Origin of the sequence: Candidatus Methanoperedens sp. (assembly GCA_012026795.1) — an archaeon.
Classification (GTDB): domain Archaea; phylum Halobacteriota; class Methanosarcinia; order Methanosarcinales; family Methanoperedenaceae; genus Methanoperedens.
Genome location: VEPM01000015.1, coordinates 36,264 through 54,084 on the forward strand (window position 1 = coordinate 36,264; position 17,821 = coordinate 54,084).

Here is a 17,821-nt window from a genome sequence, read left to right on the forward strand (position 1 = left end):
TACGTTCTGGGATTTAAATTATATCTTTGATTTTTATAAGCCAGGCATCACTATTACCTGCCCCATACGGCTCTGTAGAGCCGGCGAGGATATAACTGTTATCGGAGGTCTCCTTAATAGAGTAACCTGTTTTTAGGTTATATTTATCCATCTCTATCCCTTCCAATACTTTTTTCCACTGGAGGTTTCCATTCGCATCCGTCTTTATCAACCAATCATGTATCTTATCAGTATCATATTTAGCGGAGCTTACAAAGATATAACCCCCATCCGAGGTTTGCCGGATGGAGGAATAAAAAGGTCCCCAGGATTGTCCGAGATTTCTGTTCCACTGCTCATTACCGCTTGCATTGCTTTTTATTAGCCATATATTATAGTTATCACTGTTAAACAGCCTGATGCCTCCATTTAATCCTTCAATCAGATATCCTCCATCTCTGGTCAGTACAATAGACTTCGCTCCTTCCCTTTCTCCCCACCATCCATATGTTTTTTCCCATTGCTGGATGTCATTGGTATCCATCTTTATGACCATGGCGTCAGAGTCACCATAATCCATTAGAGGAATACTTGGCAGGGGATAATAACTATATGAAAGAAACGTATTACCAGCCAGAACATAACCACCATCAAAGGTCTGCCGCACAGACCATAGCTGAAACTCATGGTTTGTTTTTAATGTTAAGTTCCACTGCTCATTACCGCTTTGATCAACTTTTATAAGTCGTGAGTTCCACCAGGGCGAATTATTTGTTGGCGCTTCAACCGCAGCGAGGATGGAACCTCCATCTGAGGTCTCATTCATATCAGTAAAAAAAGTGACATTTTTAACTATAAGTGTCCTGTTCCATTGTTCCTGTCCGCCAGCATCAATTTTCCTCATCCGGAAATCACTGAGATTTGATATACCTCTGAGGATATAACCTCCATCCGGGGTAGTGGAAACCTTTCGTATCAATTCTGCTGGATATGTTCTGTTCCATTGTTCCTGCCCATAACGATCAGTTTTTATGAGCCAGGCATATTGATGACTGCTGTTGTCTTTGGAGTATGTCAAGCCTGCTATAATATAACCATCGTCAGGTGTTTGCTCAACATAGAAGGATTCATCCCAGTATGGTCCTCCAAAAGTCCTGTCCCATTCTACTATGGGAACTGCATCCGAGCCATTTGTAAGTATTAATAAGAGTGCTGTTATTACAAAAGAATGCGCCAGGATTGATGTTTTTCTCGAAATCATTTTACTATTATGTTTTTATTATGTTAATTATTCTATATATAAATAGCGATTATCTATATGATAATATACTATCTGTTCATATTATTGACTGGCAGAAATGCACATAAAATTTCGAGGTTGATCATGAATCCCCTGGCATAGGGAGAAAGTTAATGTCACTAAATGCCCGCCGAATCTATCAGGAAGGAATAGGCACAGAGAGAATTCTCTTGACTATTGAAGATATCACTGAACGCAAGCTGATAGCAGACCGATGAATTGTTATTATTAAAACAACAATATATATATATATATATATATATATTATACTATAAGCGTCATGTTAATATAAGAACTCATCCTAAGAGTTAATAAATCAATGCCTATAAACTGATTCAAGCAAGGTGGGAGATAGACGATTACATCTAAACCTGGAAAACCGGAAAAACCAGAAACTCTGCGCAAGCAGGCAGAGAGAGCATTGAAAGGTCATGCTATAGACCTGAAGAAGCTATCGACAGATGATGTCCAATATCTAGTTCACGAACTGCAAGTGCACCAGATCGAGCTTGAGATACAGAACGCACAACTTCGAAATACACAGAGTGAACTTGAAGAATCACGCAACAGGTATTCTGACCTGTATGATTTCGCTCCCATTGGTTATTTTACTTTTGATAAAAAAGGGCGAATCATAGAAGTAAACCTCACCGGCACCAATAAATTAGGCATAGAGAGAAGATTTTTAATCAATAAACTGTTTTCTCTTTATATAGCTTTTAGCAGTAGGGATGTATTTTATCAACACCTGCATAAGGTTTTTAGAACCAATACCAGTCAAACTTGTGAAATTAAACTTGTAGATAAGAATAAAAATCAGTTTGATACTCGATTGGAGAGCCTGGCAGTACAGGATAGCAAGGGTAACTTCAACCAGTGTCGAACAGCGATAATAGATATCACAGAACTTAAGAAAGCAGAAGAAAAATTGCAAAGAGCGCACGATGAATTAGAGGTACGGGTAGAGGAGCGGACAGCGGAACTTGCACACACCAATGAGGATTTACGTGCCGAGGTTGCAGAGCGCAAGCGGGCTGAGGAAGCGCTGAGGGAGAGTGAGGAGCGCTACCGCGGGATCATAGAGACAGCCGAAGAGGGCATTGCCACTCATGAGCCCGATGGGACCATTACCTATGTCAATCGGCGCATGGCCGATATGCTGGGCTATTCGCCCGAGGAGATCATCGGAAGGTCGAGCCTCGACTTCGTGGATGACGAAGAGAAGAAGAAGGTAATTCAGGCACGTGAAAGTCTGAAGGAACGCGGCAATCTCGACGTCGAACGGAAATTGTGCCGGAAGGATGGCTCTATCCTATGGACGATAAGCAACCTCTCTCCCCAACGAGACGTGGCCGGCAACCTCATTGGCTACCTGGCAATGCACACCGACATCACCGAGCGCAAGCGAGCTGAAGAGGCTCTCATAAAGAGCGAAGCCAGCTTGGTTGAGGCGCAGCGAATGGCAAGGATCGGAAGTTGGGAATGGGATATCAAGACTGATGAGGTGCGTTGGTCTGATGAAATGTATACTATCTTTGGAGTAGATAAGAAATCTTTTATCCCGAATATTACTTCATTCACAGGTTTTATCCATGCGGATGACCTGCCATCCGTAACAGGCGTTATGGAACAGTTAACATCAGAGGGCGGTTCTGGCAGCATCGATTTCCGCACAGTCCTATCCGATGGCTCGATACGGTTTGTACATGCTGAGGGTGAAATAGTAGCTTTCGACGAATCAGGAAAACCATCTTTAATGATTGGCATAGATCAGGACATTACGGAGCGTAAGCGAGCTGAGAAGGCTGTAGAAGAAAGCGAAAAGAAATATCGCGTACTTACTGAGAACACGCCTGGAATCATCCAGCGGTTCGATCGGAATCTGAGAATCTTGTACATCAACCCTCAAGTGGAGGAGGCAACCGGAATACATCCGGAAAAGTTCATTGGAAAAACCAATGAAGAACTTGGAATGCCTCCGGAGCTGTGTACACTCTGGAAAGATCTTTTCCACAAAGTCGAAGCATCGAAACAACCGCAGGAACTTGCTTTTGATTTTCCAGGCCTGAAGGGTATCAAAGCGTATTTGTTGAAGGTTATTCCTGAGTTTGCTTCAGATGGTTCCGTCGAATCGTTCCTTGGAATCTCAACTGACATCACGGAGCGCAAGCGGGCTGAGGAGGCGCTGCAAAAGGCGCACGATGAGTTAGAACAGCGCATTCAGGAACGAACAGCAGAACTTAATGATGCTAATAAAACATTACTGGCTGAAATAGAAGAACGCGAGCGGGCCGAGCAGGCAACACAGGAAGCTCATAAATATGCTACGAACATCGTAGAAACATTACATGAATCTCTTTTAGTTTTAGATACAGAATTGCGAGTGAAGATAGCTAACCAGACCTTTTACAAGACATTCAAGGCCACACCGGAGGAAACTGAAGGGAAATTGATCTATGAACTTGGGAACCATCAGTGGGATGTTCCCAAACTGCGAAAGCTGCTTGAAGAAATCATACCCAAAGACAATCAGTTCCATGATTTCGAGATTGACTACGAATTCCCGGATATAGGGCGAAAAACAATGCTGCTCAATTCCAAAAAACTCTATCAAGAAGGCAATAGCGCAGAGACTATTCTTCTCGCAATTGAGGATATTACCGAGCGCAAGCAGGCAGAGGAGAAAATAAGAGAGCAAGCCAAACTTCTTGATAATGCACAGGAGGCTATAGAAGTCCAAAACTTAGAGCACAGACTCATCTACTGGAATAAAGGCGCTGAGCGTCTATATGGGTGGACAGAAGAGGAAGCTATAGGCAAAAATCCTGTCGTGTTTCTGTTTAAAGATAAAGAAGAGCCACCTCAGCTAATTTCCGCAAAAAGGCTTGTGCTTGAGAAGGGAGAGTGGACAGGCGAGTTGCAGCAGGTAACGAAAGATAGTAGAGAGGTAATTGTTGAAAGTCACTGGACTCTTATATATGATAGCGAGGGTAAACCGAAATCGATACTTATCATCAACACTGACATCACTGAAAAGAAGATGTTAGAGGTGCACTTATTACGAGCACAGCGAATGGAAAGTATCGGCGTTCTTGCAGGAGGTATAGCACATAACCTCAACAATTTACTGACGCCGATGATGATGTCGCTGCATACGTTAAAGCAAAAGTTCAAAGATGAGCAGAGCCAGAAATTGCTTACTATTCTTGAAAATAATTCCCAGCGCAGTGCTGATTTAATAAAGCAGGTGCTGTCATACTCACGGGGTGTAGAGGGTGAACGCGCTCCTCTTCATATAGCAAACATCGTATCTGAAATTGAGAAAATTGTAAAAGAAATATTTCCAAGAAACACTGAAATCCGAACTGATATACCAATTGATATCTGGACCATATCCGGAGACATAACACAATTGCACCAGGTTATAATGAATTTGTGCGTGAATGCACGTGATGCTATGCCGGATGGCGGTATTCTGAGAATATCTGCTGAAAATTTCGTGATTGATGAAAATTACAAGAATGTGCACGCTGAAGCTAAAGTCGGTTCTTACGTTGCCATTTCCGTTTCGGATACTGGAATCGGTATTCCCCCAAAAATAGTTGACAGAATTTTCGAACCGTTCTTCACGACAAAGGAGTTTGGTAAAGGAACAGGACTTGGCCTATCAACAGTACTTGCGATTGTGAAGAGCCATGGGGGATTTATAAACGTGGAAAGCGAGGTTGGAGCCGGAACTACCTTCAGGGTATATTTGCCAGCGATTAAGACCGAAAATGAAATGCAAAATGTAGAGGAGCAGCAGCTTGAATTGCCCAGCGGCCATGGGGAATTGGTTCTCGTTGCTGAGGACGAAGATTCAGTTCGTGAGGTTACTGTCTCGATATTAGAAATACATGGGTATGAAGTTCTTGCAGCCAATGATGGTTCACAGGCAGTAGCATTGTATGCTCAAAATAAGGATAAAATCAATGTTGTTTTAATGGACATGATGATGCCTGTTATGGATGGTCATGCAAGCATCCGGGCAATTCGTAAAATTAATCCTGAAGTCAAAATTATAGCAGTTAGCGGATTAGCAGAGAAAGATAAACTTGCTAAAATTGAGAGCACTCGTGCACAAACTCTTTTACCAAAGCCTTACACTGCTGATAGATTGTTGAAAACTATGCATGAGGTTTTAAGCGCAGGATAGTCACCCCAAACTTATATGGTGTACGATTTGGACAAGGTAATCCAAAAGTGTTATATGAAACCACACCATAAAAACCCAAAATCAACTATCACGATCAAATGAGGATTTTTATGACTGAAAAAATTGGAATACTTGCACTCGGACATGGAAGCAGACACCCGCATAATAAAGAGGTAGTCAGTGGAGTTGCTGAACTGATCGCTAAAAAATATAAGAATGTTGTGGTCAGGATCGGCTTTATGAATATGAACACCCCGACAATGAAGGAAGGGCTTGATGGTTTCAAAGGGACGGGAGTTTCTAAGATAGTGGCTGTTCCCATTTTCCTGGCTCATGGCGTGCATACGATGGAAGATATCCCCCAGATACTTGGTATAAGCAGGGATTCGCGAAAAACCATGATAAAAATTGATGGAAAAGATGTGGCGCTTATTTATTCAGACCCTCTGGGTGTTGATGAACTGGTCGCAGATCTGGCATACAAGAGGGTTAACGAGGCCATTTCCTCGAATTTTAATAATTGATGCTATTTAATAATTCATCCAGAATAGCTGTACTTGACCTGACCCATGGCGGGGCTGTAATAGCCAGGAAATTAAGGAAAATCACCGGATCAGTGACTGCTATAGATGTGTACAGGAAGCTCGGTCATGAATTATTGGATGAACTTGAAAATGAGGATATAAAAACTTCAAGGGAATCCTTGAAAGCATCGGATTTTGATTTTATGGTAGCCCCGGTGCATCTTGATTCTAATTATCCGATGCTTATAGACGCATCAGCGAATAAGATCCCTGTTTTATCCCATCATCAGGCAGTCGGGCAGATTTTATCAGTATCAGGATACGACCTGAAGAACAGGACACTTATCGAACTGACCGGCACAAAAGCCAAAACAAGCACTGCAATCCTGCTGGCAGATATTTTATCAAAGAGAAAAAAAGTAGTGTCACATACAAGCAGGGGTCTTGAGGACTGGAGTACAGGGATAATAATCAGGAAAGGATTAAGCATAACACCGGCAAGCATCCTGACCGCTCTTGATGCTGTTCATGAGGCAGGGATTGAATTCGATGTGTTCATATCCGAGATCTCACTTGGAGGGACAGGTTCAGCCGATGTCGGTATAATTACAACTATTGCCAATGATTATAAGATCGCCAACAATACAAAGCTTGCAAGTGAAGCTAAACGCAGGATGATACTTGATGCCAGACCCGGAAGCGTGCTTGTTGTAAATAATGATGCTTTGAGGTTCTTCGGGGCATGCAGGAGGGATATTAATGTTATCTCATTTACTGATTCAATCAATGCTTCATGCAATGTTTATTATGAGAGCATGGACCGCAAAGGCGGAACAATAGCCTATTTCCTTGGAGATAAACACGGCAGGATCCGTATCCGGGAAGCGGCAGATTACGATATAACTTCTTATAAAACCGCCTTTGTATGTGCAACTGCTGCTGCTCTTGCCCTGGATATCGATCCCCTGGCAATTGAGCGCACATTGCTGGAATTTAGAGGTGCAGAAGGGCGAATGAAGAGGAAAAACCTTGACGGAAGGATACTGATCGACAACTCAAACTCAGGAATGGATATCAGGACAGCCGAAATAGCGCTTGGTTATTCAAAAAACGAGGGCAAAAGAATTGTCATGGTGCTTGGTGAAGAAGCAAAAGAAGTTTGCGAAGGACTTGATCCATCGGGTGTTGACCGATTTATCCATAAGCATATAAATGGACTTGCTGCCATCATACTTGTTGGGGAAAGGATGAAACAATTCGTTGAAACTGACCCGGCAAAAATCCATCATGCAAATGATCTGCCAGGCGGGATCGAGCTTGCAAAATCATTGACAGAGGAAAAAGATATTATTTTATCCTGTGTAAAGTGTTTCAGGTAAAGCGGTAAATCTAAACAATCAAAAGATAACTACTACAATATGGAGCTAAATAAACCAATCATTCCCGCAAGAATAACAGAAAATATGTCTGTTAGCGAGCTTGTAAACTCTTTTTCAGGCTGTGCTTTCGGTGCAGGCCGCATTTATGAGGCTGTTGACATATACCGGGAAATGATAAATGATAAGGATTGCACAAAATTCTTCGGCCTTGCAGGTGCGATGGTTCCTGCGGGTATGAGGCATATTGTAAGCGACATAATACGGGGCCGGGAAATAGACATTCTTGTTAGCACAGGCGCTAACCTTGTTCACGATATAATAGAATCCCTGGGACTTCATCATTATAAGGGAACTGATGTAACAGATGATATCCAGTTAAAACACGATGCCGTCAACCGTATATATGATGTGTTCCTGCCTGAACACCATTTCACTGATCTTGAAGAGAAGATGCAATCAATTTTCAAAGAGATCCCGGAGAAGCTTTCGATTACCGAACTTCTCTCGCATATCGGTAAAAGGCTTGATGACGAGAACTCAATATTAAAAAGTGCATACGATATGGGTGTGCCCGTATATTGTCCTGCCATACAGGATTCTATTATCGGATTGCAGGCATGGCTGTATAAGCAGACAAGGCAATTGAATGTGGATGTGTTTGCCGATATGAGGGGATTGATCGACAGGTGCTATGAGGCAAAACGCGCCGGAGTTGTTATAATCGGCGGCGGTGTACCCAAGAATTTCATTTTGCAATCCATGCTCGTTACCCCGCGTTCTTTTGATTATGCTATACAGCTCACCATGGACAGGCCTGAGACAGGCGGACTTTCAGGCGCAACACTTGATGAGGCGCGCTCATGGGGTAAGATCGGGGAAAATGCAAGGTCAGTGACAGTATATTCTGATGCGACTATCACGCTTCCAATAATCGTGGCTGCTGCAAAAAAGAGAAATTAAAAATCAGATAAAGATCAAATAATCTTGTTCTCTCCCATTAATTTCTGGGTAGCTATCCACAAACATATGACTGTAAAAGGATAGGTCACAAGACCACCCACACCGGCCAGAGCCCCGCCGATACCATTGATCACGAGCAGGATAACCCCAAGTATTATCGAGAATTGAAAATTTTCTCTTCCGATCCTGTAGCTCTTCTTGAGTGAATCTATACCCCCCAGTTTCTCGCTGATCGCGATCGGAATGGCATACTGGAAAAGGAATATTAGTATCATCCCGGGGATAAAAAGAAGAATAAGTCCAACCAGTACCGCCAGGCCGCCGATAATAACAATCACCCAGCTTACGGCGAAATAATCAAAACCTTTGAAAACATCTTTTATTTCCACTTCTTCCCCTTTGATTATTTTCCTTCCCATTATATAGAGACCGAATAGCAGTGGAGGGGCTGTGATTATGAGAATCGAACCTATTGCTGCGACCACTGCTGCAACAATAAATACAGCGAATTGTTTCTTGTAAATATCAAAACCTTCATTTAATATGTCTTCTACCTTAAAATTCAAATGACCAACTCTGAGTTAATATCATCTTCAATAAAATATATAGTTTATCCAGATTGTAATATTCAATTGAAATGTAACAATTAAAGCAGTCAGATTATTCATGTTCAACGAAGACAATTTTGAGAAAAAGATCTCCATGAAGTTCATACAGACGCTGAACAGGCATCTTCCAACAAAAAGGAGAACGCTCAAGGAACTTCTTGCCGAAGACAGGCCAAACATAAAAAACCTGGACAATTCAACTCATTCATTTGACAAAAAAGAACTTGAAAAGATCGCTTTCATGATACCTGAATGGGAGCATGATAAACTGAGACTTCCCATATACCTTGAAATGTCCTCTTCAATGGAAAGAGGCACTATTAAGGTTTCGGGAAGGATAGATTGCATGGTAGTAAACAGAGTCCTGTATGAAGAAGGAGAGATCAGGAAAAAGGAAACTAAGGACTCGATGGTTTTCTACTATCCCCACCTCAGGAAAGTACGAAAAGAGCTTCCAACAACAACACAATTCATGTTTACGATGTAATTAATAGAAAACTATATAAGCCTGCAAACGGTAGCCTATAGTCGGTCAATACATATCCTCATTTGAGTTATCTCAAGTTGGGTAAAAACATTGTAAATGTTGTTTCATTGTAAGCGAATCTGAAAAACCGGATGAGGATATGTGGGACCATAAAATCAAAGGAGAAAAGAAAATGGTAAAATCAATAAAGGATAGGCTTCCGGCTTCGGGTATCATGAAAAGGCAAAATTGGCAAAGCGGGAAAGGTAAAATGGATTTAATCATAGCACAGAATGATTTATAATAACAGATAGTAATAAAGTGAAAAAGATACGAAAAGTGAAAGGATAAGAAAAGATAAGTGATGAATATGGTAATTACAAATGAAGATATATTAAGATCAATAGATGAAAACCAGGTCAGGTTTTTAAGACTCCAGTTTGTTGACATTGGCGGGATGGTTAAGAACGTGGGAATACCCGTATCACAGGCAGAAAAAGCACTTACATCAGGAATAGCATTTGACGGCTCTTCGATCGAAGGATTTGTCAGGATAGAAGAATCTGATATGATCCTGAAACCTGATAATAACACTTATATGATCCTTCCATGGGATATTAACGGCGGAAAGGTGGCACGGATAATATGCGATGTTTACAGGCCGGATGGAAAGCCCTTTGAAGGCGACCCTCGCTATGTCTTAAAGAGGGCAATACAGGCAGCTGCCAAAAAAGGTTTTGTAATGAACACCGGGCCTGAGCTTGAATTCTTTTTCTTCAAGAGAAAAGACGGGCAGGCAACCGTTATCCCCCATGACTTCGGAGGCTATTTTGACTTTCCTCCCATAGACCAGGCTGAAGAGATACGGCAGAATATAGTAGTAGCCCTTGAGAACATGGACTTCAACATTGAAGCTTCACATCACGAGGTTTCCATAGGGCAGCATGAGATAGATTTCAAATACAGCGACGCGTTAAAGACGGCGGATAATGTCATTACCTTCAAGTTTGTTACCAAGACCATCGCGCAGAAAAATGATTTGCATGCATCTTTCATGCCAAAACCAATCTTTGGTATTAATGGCTCAGGTATGCATACAAATATCTCCTTATTTAAGAATGGAAAAAATGCATTCTATGATGAATCAAAGGATATGCAAGTCAGCGATACTTTAAGATATTTCGTTGGCGGCCTGAAAAAACACGTCAAGTCGTTTACTGCTGTCACAAATCCCATTGTTAACAGTTATAAGAGGATCGTTCCGGGTTATGAAGCCCCGGTGTACATCGCATGGTCAGGGGCCAACCGCTCATCCATGATACGCATACCCGCAGCAAGAGGCATGAGCACCCGAATCGAACTCAGGAGCCCTGACCCGTCATGCAACCCGTATCTATCCTTTGCTGTGATCCTGATGTCAGGACTTGACGGTATTGAAAACAAGATCGATCCGGGCGAACCAACAACACTCAACCTGTTCCATCTTGATGATGAAGGACGCAAAAATCATGGGATCGAATCCCTTCCAGGCAGTCTTAAAGAAGCGCTTGATAACCTTGAAACCGACGATGTAGTGAAAGATGCACTCGGAGAACATGTCTATGAAGATTTCATGAGACTTGGAAGGGCAGAATGGGATGCATACAGGATAAGCGTACATGACTGGGAAATTAACCGCTACCTGAATATTATATAAGCAGGAGACATATTACAGGACGAATGAACACAACAACTATAGACTCAATGGTTCAAAGAAAACTCATAGAGATACTGCGGATACTCCATGAGAACCAGGAGCCCATAGGTGCGCGGCTTATTGCTGACAGGATGAATGATCGCGGATACCCCATTGGAGAAAGGGGTGTCCGTTATCACCTGCGCATCCTTGATGAACGCGGTCTCACGAAACGCCAGGGTTATGATGGAAGGATAATCACCGAGCGCGGGACAAAGGAGCTTGGAAATGCACTGGTCGGGGACAGGATGGGTTTTATTATAACAAGAATTGAGAAACTCATTTACGATACTACTTTTGATCTTAAGACCGGGCAGGGAAATGTGATCGTTAATACCTCGATCGTCGATGAAAAAGATCTTGATAAAACTCTTGAGGTCATGCAGCATGTGATAAGTGAGGGTTATTGTTTCAGTCCTTTTGTAAAAATAATGGAGGAAGAGACTTCCAATCCTGATATCAATATCAATATTCCCAAAGGCAAAATTGGAATTGCCACTATGTGCAGCATAACGATAGACGGGGTTTTGCTAAAAAACGGTATTCCTGTTACTCCGAAATACGGAGGATTACTGGATGTGAAAAACAGGAAGCCAACAGGTTTTGAGGATATTATTGTTTATAATGGTACATCTATTGACCCTATGAAGATCTTTATCTCAAGGAAAATGACACATGTGCTTGATGCTGTTGATACGGGTTCTGGAAGACTTCTTGCAAACCTGCGTGAAATCCCGATGTCATCTGTCATGGAAGCTCAAAAAGTTTTGAAATCTGCAATGAGTATAGGGATCGCGGATATTACCCGGATCGGGGAACCAGGAATGTCGGTACTCAATGCCCCTGTTGATTCGGGAAAAGTGGGAGTTGTAGTTTATGCCGGAACGAATATAATGGCAGCTGTTGAGGAAAGCGGAATTAATGTAGCTACATTTCCGATATCGGCGATCATGGATTTCAAGGAATTGAAAGCACTATGAAAATGAATGCGCAAATCAAGGCTGAACTCATTTCTATCGGTGCAATTGATATTGACCCGTCAATTCTGGGAAGGCTGACCATCCCGACAGCAGGACCGGGCGCAGGCGGCAAGGCTTTTTTCTTCAAATCAGGCGGTCACCGTGTGCGGCTCGTTGTAGATGAAGGCTCACCTCTTCGCGCGATAAGAGATAATGGCGAGATCGTAATCCTTAAAGGCGGAAGAGAGTTCGTGAGAGGAACTATCGAGGAAGAACTCATCCACTGTCCTGAGCAGGCATATATTACGATGAGCGAGCGCTGCATTTACGATTGTAAATTCTGCCCTGTCCCGAAATTGAATGGAAAGGTCAAATCTTCAGAGGAATTGCTGGCGCTTGTGGAAGAAGCCTTTAAATTGGGGAAGATGAAAGGAATTTCCCTGACATCAGGGGTTGAAGTGTCACCTGAAAAAGAAGTGGAACGCGCGGCAGAGCTTGTTAAGGAACTGAAAAAATACAATGTCCCGATAGGTGTTTCTGTCTATCCAACAAAGGATTCATCCCGCATATTGAAAGAGGCGGGAGCAAGTGAAGTTAAATATAATGTTGAGACCATGGACAGGGAACTTTATGAAAAATACTGCAAGAAGCCTCCGCTTGATTTCACAATCGAGTGCCTGAAAGATGCCGTTAAGATTTTCGGGAAAAACAACGTTTATACGAACTTTATTGCTGGCCTCGGGGAGACAGACGAAACAATTGAAAAGAATTATGAGGAACTTGCTAAAATGGGCGTGATCCCCATAATCCGGGCTGTGGGTGTACATCCCCTGCGCTTTGGTGAACTGGAGGCCGAGCGCCCGACTGCGCAAAGGCTGCTCAAGCTTGCGAAAATGTCACGCAGGATACTTGATAAATACGGGCTTGACGCGAGTGTTGCGAAAACGATGTGCCTGCCGTGTACGGGATGCGACCTGAATCCGCATGTTGATTTATGATTAAGGGTGTAATTCCCATTAAGATGACTGATTTTAATATATATAGAACTTAAAGGATATTCGATAATTTCAGCAGCGTTCTCTATTTTGTATTCAGGACATCATATATGGTATTCAATAATTTTTCAGCAGTGTAAGGCTTCATTAAAAAAGCTTGTACTTGAATATCATCAGTTTTTGCAGTCTTATCCTTCTCTGTTAATCCACTTACTGCAATAATCTTAACTTCAGGATTGGTTTTATACAATTCCTGAATGCTCACCGGTCCATCCATAACAGGCATCATCATATCCATAAGAACAAGTTTGATTTCTTCCCCGTGCTGCGAGTATAATGCAATAGCTTCTTTTCCATCATTGGCTGTTATTACTCTATACCCGTATGTTTCTAATGTTTTCCTGGTTATCTCACGAATCTGGTCTTCATCATCGACAACCAGAATCGACTCTCCATGCCCTGCTGGCAGTTCATGTTGATGCTCTTGTGCTTTTATTGTTTCAGCTGTTGTAATAGCAGGCAAATAGACTTTAAATGCAGTCCCTTTTCCAACTTCGCTATATGCTGTTATAAATCCGCTGTGGCTTTTCACAATCCCAAGAGCTACAGAAAGACCAAGCCCTGTGCCTTTTCCAGGTTCTTTTGTGGTAAAAAATGGTTCAAAAATCCTGTCCAGTATACCGGGTGGAATTCCAGTTCCGGTATCAGATACCGTGATGACAATATAGGGACCGATTTTCGCATCAATATTGATATGAGCATAGTCTTCATCAATGAGAATATTTTCAGCACAGAAGCGAAGTATTCCACCGTCTGGCATCGCATCACGTGCATTTACGCAGAGGTTCATTAAGATCTGATGCAATTGTGTGGAATCCCCGGAGATATTCCAGATGGCTTTAGGTATATCGGTTCTGATGTCAATATTTCTTGGGAAAGTCTCTTTTGCTATTTGCCTTATTTCCGATATAAGTTGTACTACTTGAAGAGTATTGCGTTCCCCCTCAACGCCTTTTGCAAATGACATCACTTGTTTCATCAAATCAGCCCCACGGTGCGTACTTCTTTTGATTGTACTGAGCAACCTCAGGCTATCTTTATCTGTTAATTGTTCTTGTAATAGTTCCTGCGAAAGCATTATTGGTGTCAGCACATTATTGATATCATGCGCTATGCCGCTGGCGAGAGTACCTATGCTTTCCATCCGCTGCGCCCGGAGCAATTGCGACTCAAGCAGCTTCTTTTGTGTTATATCCTTCACAGTCCCCATGCTTGCCACCCTGCCGCGAAAAGTAATAAATCCAAAGTTCATATTGACGATTATTCTGGTTCTCCCGTTCTTGTGCATCATATGGAATTCGTATTCTTTAGGGATATCCTCCCCTGCCTGCCTTCGACGATAATTATCTACAACCATCTCTAAATCATCGGGTGCAATAAGTTCTCTGAAGTCTTTCCCGATAACCTCTTCCACTGTGTAACCGCCCACGCTGGCAAATGATTCATTGGCAAATTGAACCTTATCGTCCTGAATAATAAAAACGCCATCCTGGATGTTATCTATTAACATCCGATATTTTTCTTCGCTTTCCCGAAGCTTCTCATCCGCACGCTTATGATCGGCAGCACCTTCTATATTAAAAATGTTCACAATTTTCCAGAGAGACCAGGCAATTCCAACCGCAATTAAAGCGCGGAAAATTTGAACAGGAATGCCAAACGAGGAAATAAACCACACAGTATTTATTGCCGAAGCCGGATAAAAGTTCCCTTGTGGGACTATCCAGCCTCCCAATATCGCATAAAGTCCAAATAATAAACTGATAAGAATAAAATATTTTTCAACTTTTGCTTCTCTCAATTTATTAGCTTCACTCTTGTAATATGAGAGAAATCCGATAGCACTTAAAATCGCACCTGGAAAGCCCAAAAAGTATCTTGACGAAATATTCCAGGTATCAAAAGATGCTGCTCCGGATAATACTGGCAACCCAACGAATAAAAGCGCTATTGTAAATGGAAACCAGATGCCGAGTCTTTTTCTCTCACCGATATTAATCATTTGATAACCGAATAAAAAGAGAAATAAGAAGGAGATAAATAAAGCCGAAGCTCCAAGAATTCTCAGGAAAAAAAGTTCCCCTTTAATAAGCATAAACATATCCATAAATTCGTTTATTCCATGAATAAAGCCAAACCAACCCAGAAGCCATAAAATATTACGCAATTTAAATTCGCTCTGTTTGGTAACCCGAAGCTGCATGAAGATAATAATCCCAAGGATTGCAAAAGCAAATCCATATATAAAGAAGACAGCATCCAGGTTTGTACTAAAGAAGTCAGTTAACATTATGCTATCCTCCATAACTTGGTAGATTTCTCAGATTTAATTATCATCGTTTTTTGCTCTTTTTTCACTTAGCTCACATCTTGAGATAGATAATAATTCTAACCAACCATTCTTCGCCTGGATCAATTTTTTAGTTGATTTTTCATAATTGATTTCTGCTAATATTTAAAAATAACGAAAAAAACTTATTTTTATCCCTGCATGGTGGCAGCAGGATTTGTACGATACGGCATGGAATAGAGAACATTTTTATTCATCTGAATATATAAAACAGCAGATAAAAAAAAATCAATCAAAGGTTTCAAGGAGGTGCTGGTAACCACTCATTAGGCACTTATCAAAAAAAATATATATGATACTGCATATTCGTATATTTTGCTTTGATTATTGAAACTCTTATGATTAAGGAATTAGAAATACCACGCACAGAGCTTGATTTGATTCAGGCGGAACTTGAAGCCAACAAACCATATGAAGCCTGCGGGATACTGATAGGTACTATCAATGGAACTACCACAAATGTGGAAAAAGCGCTTCCCATAACAAATATCAAGCGTACTCACAGGAGCTTTGAGCTTGACCCACAGCAGTTCTATAATGCCTGGAACGAGGCTGAAAAAAATGGCCGGGAGGTCGTGGGAGTTTATCATACCCATCCGGTCTCTAGTGCTGTTCCTTCGCTCTGGGACAGGGAAACAATGGAAAACGCTCCCTCAGTATGGCTTATTGCAGGGGCTGATGGGATGAGGGCTTATGTGTGGGAGGGCGGCTTGAAAACGATAAAAATAATGGAAGTATAGGCATTTTCCCTGGGGGGAAACTATTTCAATTAGTTTTCCTGTAACTAATATTCTGTCCATTGAGATTTGAAATCCCCAAGATCAAAAACCAGATAGCCTTTTTCCCTGAGTTTTTCTTTGTCATCAATACTTTTCCCGATGATCCCAAAATATTCAACTCTGTCTTTTACTTTCCACGGAACAAGCCTTGACTTCTTTTTTAAGATATCCAGGATTTTCCGGGCTTCACTGGATTTAAGCTCCTGCCACTTACATTCAATAAAAAGACTTTCCATTGAAGTTTCATTCAGGGCAACGAGGTCGATTTCTAATGTTTTTTTTCCGTCCTCGCCAGGAATATTACCCCACCATCTGCCTATTTTATCAAATCTGAAGGGAAGAGAGCCTGCATAATTCTTTTTCACACAAAAATCTCTTGATATGTCCTCAAAAGCTCCTCCTATAAATGCCCCATAATTCTGGGAAAATATCTTTTTTAACTCATCGACTCTCCCCTGCTCATAGTATGATTCATAACGTTTTATAAATGCAAACCAGAATTTCAGAAAATTATCATTCAGTCTGTAGACTCCAAGTCTTGATTTTCGCGGATCCTCGGTTATTGGAGTTTCCCTGCGAACAAGCTCATATTCGTTTCGGAGAATGTCAAGATATCGGGAAGCTGTGCCACTTTTACCCTCAAATATGTTTGCGATTTCACCAACAGTGGTCTTCCCTGAAGCGATCGCTTCAAGAATCGAAAAATATATTTTGTATTCCCCGCCGAACTCGCTTATCAAAACTGCTTTTCCTTCATCTTTCAAAACAGGCATTCTCTGGTCGAAAAACATAGTATTTATAACATTTTCAAAATCAAGGGTTTTTAAAAGGTCTATATATTCATAATATTTCGGCACGCCGCCAAAAACTGCATAGAATTTGATATTTTCCGAAATATCCTTAACACCAATATCATAAAGCATCTGCATTACCGTGCTTATATCCATAGGGGGAAGTTTCATCATGATATCGGCGCGACCATATAGAGGGTAAGAATAATCGCCAAGTATTTTTTTCATCATTGAAAAACTTGAGCCGCTGACTAGAACCGATACATTTTTTGCTTTATGTTTATACTCATCGATCAATTTCTGGAAATCAGAGTAGATGCTCTTTTCCATATAATAAAAATTCTGGAACTCATCAAAAAAAATATATTTTTTTGTATCAAATAAGTATCTTAGCAAGTCCTGTACAGCAGTGAACTTTGGTATTTTTTCACTTTGTGAAAGCTCATCAAGAAATAAATCCACAGTCTTATCTTTCGGAACGAAAACGTATGCATACTCTTTGCCTGTCATGAACTCCTGGACAAGTCGAGTTTTGCCGATCCTGCGCCGTCCGTAGATGACTATGAATTTGAAACCTCCAGTTGATGTGAGTTTCTTCAGCAGGGAGAGTTCTTCCAGGCGGTCGTAAAATTTCAAATTAGTATACATGGTATGTAATATACATGGCATGTATTTAATATTTTACCATCTCAATTTGAAATTTCGAACTTCATACGAATAGTTGTTCTGCAAGCCTCAAAA

13 protein-coding genes are annotated in these 17,821 nt (G+C 41.4%); 9 read left to right on the forward strand and 4 right to left on the reverse strand.

The window, feature by feature from the left end; all coding sequences use genetic code 11:
- Window positions 1-13: 13 nt before the first annotated feature.
- Window positions 14-1,240, reverse strand: a complete 1,227-nt coding sequence (locus tag FIB07_08670) for a hypothetical protein (protein ID NJD52924.1) — start codon at window positions 1,238-1,240, stop codon at window positions 14-16.
- A gap of 460 nt (window positions 1,241-1,700) precedes the next feature.
- On the opposite strand from FIB07_08670, the gene FIB07_08675 reads away from it, so the two are divergent.
- From FIB07_08675 to FIB07_08690, 4 genes are all read left to right on the forward strand, one after another.
- The gene (locus FIB07_08675) at window positions 1,701-5,474 is read left to right on the forward strand and encodes a PAS domain S-box protein (protein ID NJD52925.1); all 3,774 of its coding nucleotides are present in this window, start codon (window positions 1,701-1,703) and stop codon (window positions 5,472-5,474) included.
- A 110-nt stretch (window positions 5,475-5,584) separates the two neighbouring features.
- Entirely contained in the window at window positions 5,585-5,998 is a 414-nt protein-coding gene (gene cfbA, locus FIB07_08680) for a sirohydrochlorin nickelochelatase (protein NJD52926.1), read from the forward strand.
- Window positions 5,998-7,377, forward strand: coding sequence for a coenzyme F430 synthase (gene cfbE, locus FIB07_08685; protein ID NJD52927.1), 1,380 nt, complete (start codon window positions 5,998-6,000; stop codon window positions 7,375-7,377). The genes cfbA and cfbE overlap by 1 nt, the downstream gene beginning before the upstream one ends.
- Window positions 7,378-7,416: 39 nt before the next feature.
- Complete coding sequence (locus FIB07_08690) at window positions 7,417-8,337, forward strand: deoxyhypusine synthase (protein NJD52928.1); 921 nt, start codon at window positions 7,417-7,419, stop codon at window positions 8,335-8,337.
- Between the two features lie 14 nt (window positions 8,338-8,351).
- Here FIB07_08690 and FIB07_08695 read toward each other — a convergent pair whose 3' ends face one another.
- Window positions 8,352-8,903, reverse strand: coding sequence for a glycerophosphodiester phosphodiesterase (locus FIB07_08695; GenBank protein NJD52929.1), 552 nt, complete (start codon window positions 8,901-8,903; stop codon window positions 8,352-8,354).
- A 100-nt stretch (window positions 8,904-9,003) separates the two neighbouring features.
- Here FIB07_08695 and FIB07_08700 point away from each other — a divergent pair, with 100 nt between their 5' ends.
- The 4 genes from FIB07_08700 (at window position 9,004) to FIB07_08715 (ending at window position 13,103) form a co-directional block, all read left to right on the forward strand.
- Window positions 9,004-9,432: a DUF61 family protein gene (locus tag FIB07_08700; protein ID NJD52930.1), complete on the forward strand. Its 429-nt coding sequence runs from the start codon at window positions 9,004-9,006 to the stop codon at window positions 9,430-9,432.
- A gap of 343 nt (window positions 9,433-9,775) precedes the next feature.
- The gene (glnA, locus tag FIB07_08705) at window positions 9,776-11,107 is read left to right on the forward strand and encodes a type I glutamate--ammonia ligase (protein NJD52931.1); all 1,332 of its coding nucleotides are present in this window, start codon (window positions 9,776-9,778) and stop codon (window positions 11,105-11,107) included.
- Window positions 11,108-11,130: 23 nt separating this feature from the next.
- Window positions 11,131-12,126: a DUF128 domain-containing protein gene (locus FIB07_08710; protein NJD52932.1), complete on the forward strand. Its 996-nt coding sequence runs from the start codon at window positions 11,131-11,133 to the stop codon at window positions 12,124-12,126.
- 2 nt (window positions 12,127-12,128) lie between these two features.
- Window positions 12,129-13,103, forward strand: coding sequence for a radical SAM protein (locus FIB07_08715; GenBank protein NJD52933.1), 975 nt, complete (start codon window positions 12,129-12,131; stop codon window positions 13,101-13,103).
- Window positions 13,104-13,185: 82 nt separating this feature from the next.
- Here the strand turns inward: FIB07_08715 and FIB07_08720 are convergent, their stop codons facing one another.
- Window positions 13,186-15,465 carry a PAS domain S-box protein gene (locus FIB07_08720; protein ID NJD52934.1) on the reverse strand — a complete coding sequence of 760 codons (2,280 nt, stop codon included), beginning with the start codon at window positions 15,463-15,465 and terminating at the stop codon, window positions 13,186-13,188.
- 365 nt (window positions 15,466-15,830) lie between these two features.
- Here FIB07_08720 and FIB07_08725 point away from each other — a divergent pair, with 365 nt between their 5' ends.
- On the forward strand, window positions 15,831-16,250 hold the full coding sequence (locus tag FIB07_08725) for a M67 family metallopeptidase (protein NJD52935.1): 420 nt from the start codon (window positions 15,831-15,833) through the stop codon (window positions 16,248-16,250).
- A 44-nt stretch (window positions 16,251-16,294) separates the two neighbouring features.
- On the opposite strand, the gene FIB07_08730 is transcribed toward FIB07_08725, so the two are convergent.
- Window positions 16,295-17,749 (reverse strand): ATP-binding protein, encoded by a 1,455-nt coding sequence (locus tag FIB07_08730; GenBank protein ID NJD52936.1) that lies wholly within the window; start codon window positions 17,747-17,749, stop codon window positions 16,295-16,297.
- Between the last annotated feature and the right edge of the window lie 72 nt (window positions 17,750-17,821).

Bases quoted from the DNA above. Each gene is read 5' to 3' on its own strand.
- cfbA (NJD52926.1), top strand. From the start codon at position 5,585: ATGACTGAAAAAATTGGAATACTTGCACTCGGACATGGAAGCAGACAC.
- FIB07_08720 (NJD52934.1), bottom strand. From the start codon at position 15,465: ATGGAGGATAGCATAATGTTAACTGACTTCTTTAGTACAAACCTGGAT.
- FIB07_08690 (NJD52928.1), top strand. From the start codon at position 7,417: ATGGAGCTAAATAAACCAATCATTCCCGCAAGAATAACAGAAAATATG.
- FIB07_08700 (NJD52930.1), top strand. From the start codon at position 9,004: ATGTTCAACGAAGACAATTTTGAGAAAAAGATCTCCATGAAGTTCATA.
- FIB07_08670 (NJD52924.1), bottom strand. From the start codon at position 1,240: ATGATTTCGAGAAAAACATCAATCCTGGCGCATTCTTTTGTAATAACA.
- cfbE (NJD52927.1), top strand. From the start codon at position 5,998: ATGCTATTTAATAATTCATCCAGAATAGCTGTACTTGACCTGACCCAT.
- glnA (NJD52931.1), top strand. From the start codon at position 9,776: ATGAATATGGTAATTACAAATGAAGATATATTAAGATCAATAGATGAA.
- FIB07_08730 (NJD52936.1), bottom strand. From the start codon at position 17,749: ATGCCATGTATATTACATACCATGTATACTAATTTGAAATTTTACGAC.
- FIB07_08710 (NJD52932.1), top strand. From the start codon at position 11,131: ATGAACACAACAACTATAGACTCAATGGTTCAAAGAAAACTCATAGAG.
- FIB07_08715 (NJD52933.1), top strand. From the start codon at position 12,129: ATGAATGCGCAAATCAAGGCTGAACTCATTTCTATCGGTGCAATTGAT.